We start from the raw sequence: 10,591 nt of genomic DNA, 5'->3' as shown, positions 1-10,591 counted from the left end.
CAAGTAATAGGCTGGTGATAGGTCAGTGATAGATTTGTGATAGGCTGGTGATAGGTTTCAATGGGGCTGTTTATCGGAAGTTTTCTTTTTTTCTGTGAATTTGCAAAATCGTAAAAACGTGGAACTGTAATGGCTGGGATGTGTGGTTGGTGAAGAGCTGTGAGGGTTTTGGGGCGGTTGGGATAAAGAGGGTGCCAATGGAGGGGCTGGATTGTAAAATGCGTCAAAATTGGAATGGGGAAATGGAGGGCGTTGGGTGAAAATGGCTGGTGGCAAGTAATAGGCTGGTGATAGGTCAGTGATAGATTTGTGATAGGCTGGTGATAGGTTTCAATGGGGCTGTTTATCGGCAGTTTGCTTTTTTCTGTGAATTTGCAAAATCGTAAAAACGTGGAACTGTAAAGGCGCAGATGTGTGGTTGGTGAAGAGCCGTGAGGGTTTTGGGGTGCTTGGGATAAAGAGGGTGCGAAGTACGTTGAAGTGTTTTTTTTAGGAGCGCATTGAAATTTCTTTAAAAAAGCTTGTCGAGTATAAGTCATGACGGGACGACTATGAGAGGGAAGTCAATTCGAACCTGCTAAAATTTGGACTGCTGAAAGAGAAGATTTTCGTGGGAACCTTACGTTGCGTAGAAACCATTGTTCCGTAGAAACTGTCGTTCTTTGAGGTGTGGGGAGAAAGGTCAGCTTTAAAATAGACAAAAAATTCTAAACACAATTTGCTGTTTTAAGTTTTATACTATGACGCCTTATAAGATTATGCTGTCTAAGTCGCGTGAGAAGAGAATAAGTCCGTGTGAAGATCATAAACCGTCAGAGGGGGATAAGTCCAGGGGTAAAAAACGTTTGGTTTTGGGGCTTTTGATATAAGGATACTGTTTGAGAGGCGTAAGGGAGGGGGATTGTTCGTTCGCAAAGCCTATGATGTAAAGAGTATGGGCTATTCAAGAGGGTGTTCGGGTATGGATAGAGATTGAAGGGCATGGCTTCTTTGAAAAGCATAGGTATTGATCATAAGTTTTGTTTATTCATATGGTTTTTTATGGCATCCAGTACCTGTTGGCTTATCTCCTGATGAGTCAGCCATCGTGAACCTTTTGGGGTTGTTTTTTGTCCTAATTGAATGGGAATGAAATCAACCTTGTTTTTGCGCGCGCATTCGAGGACCATTTGATCATGCGTGTTGGAACCAAAAATATGAAGAATACATGGCGGTTTAGGCAAAAGAGCTAACTGCTCAATTAATGCGCAAGAAAATGCATGGGCGGACGAATGAATCCATAATATGCAATATTTTAGATCATGCCATTGCTTCACAGCTTCTAAAAATTGCGCCTTTGATGCCGCACAATCATAATTCAATGGCACACACATATGCTGTTTTTGCAATGCCTCAAGCTGGACTTTATGGGAAAGAAAGCGTGCAGCAATAATCACTTCTTGCGGCTCAAGTGACTGACACAAAGGCGCAAGCATCCCTGTGCCCCCTACCACTAGATAACGATAGTGCGCATCCTTTTTTTTCAAGTCCCCTCCCTTATTGCTTTAAATCACACCACGGTGCTTTAAAAATGTACACATTTCATCAGCAAGCCTTTCACAACGTGTTTGTATCTCTTCACTGATAACTTTCCAAGTACGACCGTCATCATCTGAGGAAAAATCTTCGGGGGAAGAGGCGATTTGACATTGGAGTGCATAACCATAAAGCGTGCGCACCAACGGCAATAAATGTTCACACGGTTGTGCGCATTTTTTGGCGGTACTTCCATGAGAGATAAGCCCAACAGGTTTATTTAAAAAGGCATTATAGCTCAAATTATCAAGAGCATTTTTTAAAACACCCGAATAAGACCCTTGATAAACGGGGCTTGCTAGAATAACGCCATCAGCCGCTGCAATGGTTTTTACAAACTCACGAACCGCAGCACTTGGATTAGCCTCTACCTGCTGATGATAATCTGGATCTGTTATCGGCAACGGTTGTTCACGCAAATCAACCCAATGAAGTGATGCACCCCGCTTCATGAGGCAATCTGCTAAATAACTGGCTAAAGTTCGTGTTAATGAAGGTTGACGCACAGACCCCAAAATAATTGCTATATTCAATAGGATTTTCCTTTATCTTTTCCAGACAAGCCTATAACGCAAGGCTTATAAAGAATTGTGAGTAAAATGAAGCGATCATTATGCTGTCCATAGAGAGCAATTGTGATGATACCGCATAGTTATAGAATCAATCCATGCTAACAAGATTGTTGACAAAACAACACCTCAAACTTGAAGAGAATGTTAGTGCTTTCATTAATATTAAAACGCGTGATCTCAAAAATAGTGGCTGTCTCACTGTGTTAGAAGCGTTTTTATGAATATATTCTGAGCTATTGGCTTGCAAGATCCCCAATGAAAAATGGAAGATATCGTCATATTTTGATTTATAATGATCATTGATCCTTTTTAATTGGAATAAGAGAGTTGTAAGATTTTCTCATTTCAAATGCTCTTATTGCGCGATCATTTGCGCATCAATGGAAGTGACTTTTTTCATGTCTTAAATGGGGGGGCGGAAAACAGGGGGGGCGGAAAACAATTGATAAAAGAATAAAAATGCTTCTATCTTTTCAAGAGATAAGGGCTGTTGTCGAAGCTAGATATGGCTGTTGTAGGGCGCGCGGTATGGCTGTTTGTAGGGGCAGAGCGGGTATGGCTGTTTGTAGGGCGCGCGGTATGGCTTGTCGTAGAAGGGGTGGTGGGTATGGCTGTTGTAGGGGGCAGGTTTTGTTGTAGGAGAGCGCGCGCCTAGGGTAAATGGGTAATCTCGTAGAGGAACGAGTATGGCTTGTCGCAAGGGGAGGGTCTGGGTATCGTAGATGCGGTGGGCGGCGCATGTGAATGGTGCTGGGTTATACTTTTTATTGAAACAATAGGGGTGATAGAGTTTATAGTAAGGGGGATATATTCATGAGGGCGCTATTGTTATCCCCTTCATGGGTGCTGTTCATGAAATGGGGTGTACGCGCGTTGGTTTAGAAGTGTTGAGAGGTGCTTCTTTAAAACAAGCACGTGTATTGGCAAAAGTATTGGCAATATAAATATACAATACGAGTGTTCTCTGGGGTATTCTGTCTGACGATAATGGACGGAATTTTACTTGAGAGATTGTTTGTGTCCTTATAAAAGCCAAGGACAAACAGTTGTATAAAAAGGAAGAGCAAATGAAGGGGGAAAATTCCACATTTTATAACAAACTGTGCTCTGTTCTTTTTGGAAAATCATCTCGTTCTTATAAAGATCATATTATCATTTGTCTTATTTCTATCCTTATTGGGATAGGTCATAAAGCTCTTTTGATCCCATTAGAATCCAAGTGGTCGTTGAGTGTATCGCAGGATAGCACTCTTTTGGCGCTCTTTGTGCTGCGTGAAGTCATCATGGTGTGTGTTGTTGCCTTGATGCCTGTTTTATTGGTGCTTTATCTCATCTTAACGTATTTGTTGAAAAAAAAGATTCAGCAGTTAGAAGAGGTTATCCAGCAACGGGGTCACACAACCGATCAACAAAATAATCCGGTAAAAAAGGATAGAGAAAAAATAAGCTGTTTTTTTATTGTATACTTTTGGTTGATATTTCTGCTAGAGGTCTTTTTTCCTGCGGGTGTTGTCATGCTCATTTTAGAATTTTACTATTTTGTTTTCAAGCAGGTGAGAACGTATCGTAAAGTGAGACGGGCATTAAAACGCGTAAGATAAAGAGAGTGACAAGGCACTGTTGTAGCTATCGTGAGGGGGAAGAGGCAATGTTTGGAAGCTCGTGACATAGAGAAGAGGGGCTGAATGGTTGGAAAATCATCAGGCAAAGAAGAGAGTCTATTTTCTTTTGTAATGAGGAGGAGGCTGCTCTTAATCATTTGGAAGAGCAACCGCGCTTTTAGAAAGTTTGGGTTTTTTGTTGAAAATAAGGCAAGCGCTATGCATCGCACTTTTAGTGGTTCTTAAAAGAGCGGGCATGAGATAAAAAAATGTATTTTTCATAAAAAAAGGAAGAGCAATGAAGGGGAAAAATTCAGCATTTTATAATGAACTACGCCATTTTTTCGAAAAAAGTGTTTTTTCTATGCGAGAGCGTGTTGTCATTTGTTTCCTCTCCCTCATTATTGAGCTATGGAACAGGATTTTCTTTCTTGAGCTGTGGAACAGGATTCTCTCTCTCTCATCCTTGGATAGCAAAGAGTACAACATTTTCTCTCTTGAGTTATGGAACAGGATTTTCTTTCTCCTATCCTTGGGTAGCAATGGAGAACGGACAGGGTGGTGGGATACACCTCTTTTTCTCTCTTTGTATGCGTTTTGGAAAGTTATTATAGTGTGTGTTTTGGTCTTGTTCCCAGTTATGTTGATACTCGGCATCATATTGTGGTTTTTGTTGGTAAAAAATATTCGGAAATTGAAAGGAATAGATCAGCAACGGGGTAAAATAACCGATCAAAAGGATCGGTATAAAGAAAGTGTGAACTGGAAAATGGACGATATTCTTGTCATGATATTTGTTTTCGTGCTTATGTGCGTGACACTGTGGGTTGCTTGTATTCCCATGATGATTTTAGAACTTTATTATGGTGTCTTTAAGCAGGTGAGAAAGTATCGTAGAATGAGACGGCTACTAAAACGCGTAAGATAAAGAGAGTGACAAGGCGCTTTTGTAGCTATCGTGAGGGGGAAGAGGCAATGTTTAGAAGCTCTCGTGACATAGAGAAGAGGGGATGGTTGGAAAATCATCAGGCAAAGGGGATAGTCTATTTTCTTTTGTAATGAGGAGGAGGCTGCTCTTAATCATTTGGAAGAGCAACCGCGCTTTTAGAAAGTTTGGGTTTTTTGTTGAAAATAAGGCAAGCGCTATGCATCGCACTTTTCGTGGTTCTTAAAAGAGCGGGCATGAGATAAAAAATGCGTTTTTCATAAAAAAAGGAAGAGCAATGAAGGGGAAAAATTCAGCATTTTATAATGGACTGCGCCATTTTTTCGAGAAAGATTATTTTTCTGTGCAAGAGCATGTTGTCATTTGTTTCCTCTCCCTCATTATTGAGCTATGGAACAGGATTTTCTTTCTCTCATCTTTGGGTAGCAAAGAGAACTTGACAGGGTGGTGGGATACACCTCTTTTTCTCTCTCTGTATGCGTTTTGGAAAGTTATTACAGTGTGTGTTTGGGTCTTGTTCCCAGTTATGTTTATACTCTGCTTCATATTGCGGCGTTTGTTGGTAAAAAATATTCGGAAATTGAAAGGAATAGATCAGCAACGGGGTAAAATAACCGATCAAAAGGATCGATATAAAGAAAGTGTGAAGTGGAAAATGGACGATATTCTTGTTACAATATTCAGTTTCGTGCTTGTGTTCGTGACAGTGTGGTTTGCTGCTATTCCCGTGGGGATTTTACAACTTTATTATGGTGTCTTTAAGCAGGTGAGAAAGTATCGTAGAATGAGACGGCTACTAAAACGTAAGATAAAGAGAGTGACAAGGCGCTTTTGTAGCTATCGTGAGGGGGAAGAGACAATGTTTAGAAGCTCGTGACATAGAGAAGAGGGGATTGGATGGTTGGAAAATCATCAGGCAAAGAAGAGAGTCTATTTTCTTTTGTAATGAGGAGGCTGCTCTTCATCATTTGGAAGAGCAACCGCGCTTTTAGAAAGTTTGGGTTTTTTGTTGAAAATAAGGGAAGCGCCATGCATCGCACTTTTCGTGGTTCTTAAAAGAGCGGGCATGAGATAAAAAATGCGTTTTTCATAAAAAAAGGAAGAGCAATGAAGGGGAAAAATTCAGCATTTTATTCAGCATTTTATAATGAACTACGCTATTTTTCTGGGAAAGATTATTTTTCTGTGCGAGAGTGTGTTGTCATTTGGTTCCTCTCGCTCATTATTGAGTTGTGCAACAGGATTTTATTTTTCCCATCCTTGGGTAGCCAAGAGAACTTGACAGGGTGGCAGGATACACCCCTTTTTCTCTCTCTGTGTGCGTTTTGGCAAGTTATTACAGTGTGTGTTTGGGTCTTGTTTCCAGTTCTGTACATACTCTTCATAACATTGTGGCTTTTGTTGAGAAAAAATACTCAAAAATTGAAAGAAATAAACCAGCAACGGGGTAAAATAACCGATCAAAAGGATTGGTATAAAAAAGGCGATAGAGAAAAATGGAGTGATATTCTTGTTACAATATTCGGTCTCGTGCTTCTGTTCGTGACACTGTGGGTTGCTTGTATTCCTATGATGATTTTACAACTTTATTATGGTGTCTTTAAGCAGGTGAGAACGTATTGCTGCTTAAGAAAAGAACTGAAAAACGTCTTGCAAGAACAGGATACAGCGTTTGAGAAGTCATGAGAGGGAAAAATAATGAAAAATTATGAGAGATTCAGCCTTTATAGGGATTGCTCTCTATACCATTTTGCCTCCGATATTTTTTGGTGCTCTTTCATGGGTTGTCCGTAAACATTGCTCTAAGGAGCAGTGTTGAGGGTGGCATTGAGTGAAAGAAAAGCCGATTATGGATTAGTATTGATAAAAGCGTTATTACATGAGAGCCCATGGGGTTTAGAGCCTAGAGTGAGCGCTTGGGACTTACTTTATCGTTTGAAATGTGAGGAAGGGTAAAAAATGTCATTTTTAAGTAGTGTTAAGCTCTTTTGTCTTTGAGATGTTTTTTTGTCTTTTTAAGTAGTCTTTGCCAATTAAGAAGCACTTGCTAAGCCTCAACAGCGTTTTAGTATGGTGATATTGATACAAAAATTTATGGTATTTTGTGTTTTTCAGTCTGCTTCATAGAGATTTGGAAGTAAATCCGATGATGTAGGGGATGTAGGGTCATTTTCTTGAAAATAGGAGAATTTTTGGGAAAAAAGCTGAATTGTGGCTATCGGTTACAGATTGGCGTGGTTTGAAAATCTTCACTGTTTGAGGTGTGAGGAAGGTAAGAGGGTAGCAAGGTACCACGAATATTATTATTTTTATTATGACGCAAACCATAATGGCCTGTGTACTTTTCTTTATTCCGGTGGTATTTGGGTTTTGCATCATCATAATGCGTAAATTGGAAAAAAGATCTAGAAACGAGAAGAGGCAATCTCTGTGTGATAGCAAATAAGCTCTCTGTCGCACGGGTCTTTTCAAAGAGTGAGAGGGGAATACATGAAGGAGCAAAATTGGGCATCAGAGCAAGAAACGCATAAAGGAGCGCATTCTTTTTCGCTCCAGCAAGTGTTGCTCTCAGCAAAGGATTATAAAATTATCTTTGCTATTGCTGTTCTCATTATCATGTGGAAAATGGTTATAGAAATACCAGGTGTATTGAATTGGCAGCTGACAGGGTGGCAATATGTTGTGCATGCCGTTCTCTTTAAAACAACGGACATCATAACGGTTTGTGTTATTATTTTTATTCCGGTGATGTTATGGCTTCGCACCAAAGTGACGGGTGAGTTGTACAAAAATATTCAGAAACTAGAAGAAGCAATCTCGGTGCGAGAGCACATAAGCTCTCTGTCGCACGGGCTTTTTTAAAGACTGAGAGGGGAAAAATGAACAGTGATCCTATAGCCGTATTTCTATTAGATCCCGGATTCTGGGTGATGATTGTTATTTGCATGATCATTATCATGCTTGTTTTAGCTCTTTATACCTCTGTCTTTAAACGGATGAAAATGAATTTCCAAGTGAAAGGCGAGCTGGAAAGAGTGCTTAAAGAAAATGATCTTGCAACGCAGCAGTTTTGGAAAGATGAAGCCGTGGTGCAGAAGAGGCGTTTGCAACTAAAGGAAAAAGAGTTCTCTGCCGATTATGATGATGATGAAATTCTCACGATAGAAAGTGCAACGGGGCTTTTAAAAAGCTTGGGATGGTCGGTGGAAATCGAGGGAAAGGGAGATTATTTGGCAACCCTCTTTTTACCAGATCGTGAAGTGCAGTTTCTCTATAACGAGCAACGAGTGGAAGAGTTTTCGCCCTTTGATCGCGGACTTTTAATTATGAGCGGTATTTTTGCGGCGGCTTGTCAGACGATTAATCCTCATAATTCTGGGGTTGTGCCAACAGTATTTATGAATTTTGTACCCAATGGATTGGAAATTTTTGAAGAAAAAGTGAGCGCCCAGCGTTTAAAGAAAGCACTCGATAAAACTTTAAAATGGACAATGGAAAGTGATTCTTTGCATGAAATGTTTCGCTCTCAATATGGTATTCCCCCTTGGGAAAAAGACTCTTTATCTTGGGCAACGGATGATGACATAGAGCTTGCACCTTATGCTTTGCTGCATCTTGCTGCTCTTGCCTTACTTGGTGATGTTGAGACTTTAGCTTCTTATGATGAAAGTTTTACGGCAGGGGAAAAGCTTGGCTTTGATGAAACCATTGAAAAAGTTCATTTGGAACGCGCTTTAATGATCGCTCAAGAAGTGAAAAGGGAAGCAAAGTTCAGTTACGATCTGCTGGAACGGGTTGCTGAGAAGTGGTCTATAGCCATGGACTATCAGCTTTTTAGAGTGAGATCTCCTAATACGTGTAATCAAAAACGCGCTTTTCATAAAAAATTAGTCGAGGAGAAAAAACAAGAATTAAGGGAACAAGGATTTGAAGGGGTGAGTGATGAACAGCTCGTGATTGAAGCAGAGGGGGTAAAACATGCTCCTGATATTACTTATATCAAAGATGGTGAAATCGCATTTATGGATATAAAAATTGATTAGTTTATTCTCCTGTTGAAGAAAAGTACCCTTATTTGAAAGAAGAAAAGCGTCATGATTGAGGCGCTTTCACACCTTTCATACCAGAGCAAAATAAAGTGCTCGAAAAATCAAGAATAATAGCCAAGATTTTAAAAAATAGACTGAAAATGGCTTGATCCTCAAGAATAGGGGAGAAAAATTGATTATAAATTCTGCTATCTTCTTAAAGACGGTTCCTTTGTTTTGTTAGAAAATGCTCATAAATTATCGCTTATTCAAGTGCTATGAGGGGGAAGTCCATTGACTAAAGCGCCTATGGAGGGAAGCTCTGTCGACTAAAGCGCTGTGGGGTGAGCTTAAAAGGAGAGTCCTCATTATTTGAGATGTGAGGAAGGGTAGAAAATGTCATTTTTGAGTAGTGTTAAGCTTTTTTACCTTTGAGGTGTTTTGGTGCTCTTTTATGGGTTGTCCGTAAATATTGCTCTAAGGAGCAGTGTTGAAGATGGCATTGAGTGGAAGAAAAGCCGATTATGGATTAGTATTGATTAAAGGGAATAAGAGCCCATGGGATTTAGAGCCTAGAGTGAGCGCTTGGGACTTACTTTATCGTTTGAAATTGCGAGGAAGTTCAAAGAATGGTTTTGCTTGTAGGGGGGCGCGGTATATGGGTTGTTTTCGTATTTTTAGGAGCCTTGTTCATTCAAGCTTTGAAATGAATCCTATTGAAGTGGGGTTGCAGGGTCATTTTCTTGAAAATAGGAGAATTTTTTGGAAGAACAAGAAGAACAAAAGGATTGTGGACCCTCATTGACTAAAGCGCTATGGGGAAGTCCGTTGACTAAAGCGCCTATGGGGGGGGAGCTTAAGGAGAGAGCCCTCATTATTTGAGATGTGGGACAAGTAAAAAATGTCATTTTTGAAGGCGGTGATATTGAACAAATAAAAACACAATAAAAATTAAATTAAAACATCGGAAAAATTAAACTAAAAAAGGCCCCATTTTAAAAGGGCCTTTTTATTTAAATTTTACAATATACACAAAATGTATATAACCTTATTTTAAGAAATTTTTGTATCTTATACTCCAGCGGAAACCAGTTGTATAAAATATATAATAATTGATCCTAAAAAACCAGCTATTGCATTCAATAAACTTTTTCCTTTTTCGTATATATCGTTTATTGATGCTTGTTCTGAGGCGCTTCTATTACTGACTCTCAGTATATTCAATGTATCCGATGTGTCCCTTACTTGTTTAACAAACTGTAAATTTGTTTTCTCAATAGTATAAGGTGCAACAATAGGAGAGGGTTCTTTATTGACTATACGATCAGATTTTTGAATCGCGAGAGCTAAACCACTTGTAATTGCCCCCGCTATGAAAAAATATCTGATATTCATAGTTTTTTCTCCTATATTTATTTCGATAAATAAATATCGATATGTATCATACATAAATTCGATTTAAATAACTATAGTAAAAATACAACAGTCATAAAAAAGAATAAAGTTTGTCTATATTTTGACAAAATTTACCCTTAATTGCCTTAATGAATTCTTTCAGATTCGATTTTATGAAGGCGTAAAAAAGTTTGAAAGCTCTGTAGGCAAGTGGAATCCCATAAGGTGGGTGATACAATAGTTGCTAGCAAACTTCTTTTTTGTGCCTTTGACTAAGGATTCATAAAATGAGGGTTCATAAGAATGAAATACGATGAAAGTTGAGTAAAACCCGTTGAGGGGAAGGATGCACTCTTTATGAGGGCGGAGTGCATCCTCTACAGTTTGGATACTTGCCTTATGAGGGTTGGGCAGTATCCGTTGAGGGGAAGGATGCACTCTTTTTGAGGGCGGAGTGCATCCTCTACAGTTTGG

At 39.4% G+C, this 10,591-nt stretch carries 11 protein-coding genes; 7 read left to right on the top strand and 4 right to left on the bottom strand.

The window, feature by feature from the left end:
- The 3 genes from ACFIKJ_RS02195 to ACFIKJ_RS02185 all read right to left on the bottom strand — a co-directional run.
- Positions 1-539, bottom strand: a 539-nt coding sequence (locus ACFIKJ_RS02195) for a hypothetical protein (protein WP_375670207.1), incomplete at its 3' end; no start/stop codon positions are given.
- A 471-nt stretch (positions 540-1,010) separates the two neighbouring features.
- Positions 1,011-1,526: a short-chain dehydrogenase gene (locus tag ACFIKJ_RS02190; protein WP_375625331.1), complete on the bottom strand. Its 516-nt coding sequence runs from the start codon at positions 1,524-1,526 to the stop codon at positions 1,011-1,013.
- Between the two features lie 18 nt (positions 1,527-1,544).
- Complete coding sequence (locus ACFIKJ_RS02185) at positions 1,545-2,108, bottom strand: NADPH-dependent FMN reductase (RefSeq protein WP_375626426.1); 564 nt, start codon at positions 2,106-2,108, stop codon at positions 1,545-1,547.
- Positions 2,109-2,637: 529 nt separating this feature from the next.
- Here ACFIKJ_RS02185 and ACFIKJ_RS02180 point away from each other — a divergent pair.
- From ACFIKJ_RS02180 to ACFIKJ_RS02150, 7 genes are all read left to right on the top strand, one after another.
- A complete protein-coding gene (locus tag ACFIKJ_RS02180) occupies positions 2,638-2,802 on the top strand; it encodes a hypothetical protein (RefSeq protein ID WP_375670206.1) in 165 nt (54 codons plus the stop codon).
- A gap of 412 nt (positions 2,803-3,214) precedes the next feature.
- On the top strand, positions 3,215-3,748 hold the full coding sequence (locus ACFIKJ_RS02175) for a hypothetical protein (protein WP_375626420.1): 534 nt from the start codon (positions 3,215-3,217) through the stop codon (positions 3,746-3,748).
- A 298-nt stretch (positions 3,749-4,046) separates the two neighbouring features.
- Positions 4,047-4,676 (top strand): hypothetical protein, encoded by a 630-nt coding sequence (locus tag ACFIKJ_RS02170; RefSeq protein WP_375670205.1) that lies wholly within the window; start codon positions 4,047-4,049, stop codon positions 4,674-4,676.
- A 295-nt stretch (positions 4,677-4,971) separates the two neighbouring features.
- Positions 4,972-5,571, top strand: coding sequence for a hypothetical protein (locus ACFIKJ_RS02165; protein WP_375626416.1), 600 nt, complete (start codon positions 4,972-4,974; stop codon positions 5,569-5,571).
- Between the two features lie 524 nt (positions 5,572-6,095).
- Positions 6,096-6,380 (top strand): hypothetical protein, encoded by a 285-nt coding sequence (locus tag ACFIKJ_RS02160; protein ID WP_375648448.1) that lies wholly within the window; start codon positions 6,096-6,098, stop codon positions 6,378-6,380.
- Positions 6,381-7,184: 804 nt separating this feature from the next.
- Positions 7,185-7,556: a hypothetical protein gene (locus ACFIKJ_RS02155; protein WP_375625336.1), complete on the top strand. Its 372-nt coding sequence runs from the start codon at positions 7,185-7,187 to the stop codon at positions 7,554-7,556.
- A 17-nt stretch (positions 7,557-7,573) separates the two neighbouring features.
- Positions 7,574-8,737 carry a DUF6990 domain-containing protein gene (locus ACFIKJ_RS02150; RefSeq protein WP_375670204.1) on the top strand — a complete coding sequence of 388 codons (1,164 nt, stop codon included), beginning with the start codon at positions 7,574-7,576 and terminating at the stop codon, positions 8,735-8,737.
- Positions 8,738-9,793: 1,056 nt separating this feature from the next.
- Here the strand turns inward: ACFIKJ_RS02150 and ACFIKJ_RS02145 are convergent.
- On the bottom strand, positions 9,794-10,117 hold the full coding sequence (locus ACFIKJ_RS02145; protein WP_375670203.1) for a hypothetical protein: 324 nt from the start codon (positions 10,115-10,117) through the stop codon (positions 9,794-9,796).
- Positions 10,118-10,591 lie beyond the last annotated feature (474 nt).

It is taken from the genome of Bartonella sp. PS7NMGDW (assembly GCF_042193585.1).
GTDB lineage: Bacteria > Pseudomonadota > Alphaproteobacteria > Rhizobiales > Rhizobiaceae > Bartonella > Bartonella grahamii.
The sequence above is the reverse complement of the archived record's forward strand: the minus strand, read 5'-3'. Positions and strand labels throughout refer to the sequence as shown.

Bases quoted from the DNA above. Each gene is read 5' to 3' on its own strand.
- ACFIKJ_RS02175 (WP_375626420.1), top strand. From the start codon at position 3,215: ATGAAGGGGGAAAATTCCACATTTTATAACAAACTGTGCTCTGTTCTT.
- ACFIKJ_RS02170 (WP_375670205.1), top strand. From the start codon at position 4,047: ATGAAGGGGAAAAATTCAGCATTTTATAATGAACTACGCCATTTTTTC.
- ACFIKJ_RS02165 (WP_375626416.1), top strand. From the start codon at position 4,972: ATGAAGGGGAAAAATTCAGCATTTTATAATGGACTGCGCCATTTTTTC.
- ACFIKJ_RS02155 (WP_375625336.1), top strand. From the start codon at position 7,185: ATGAAGGAGCAAAATTGGGCATCAGAGCAAGAAACGCATAAAGGAGCG.
- ACFIKJ_RS02150 (WP_375670204.1), top strand. From the start codon at position 7,574: ATGAACAGTGATCCTATAGCCGTATTTCTATTAGATCCCGGATTCTGG.
- ACFIKJ_RS02145 (WP_375670203.1), bottom strand. From the start codon at position 10,117: ATGAATATCAGATATTTTTTCATAGCGGGGGCAATTACAAGTGGTTTA.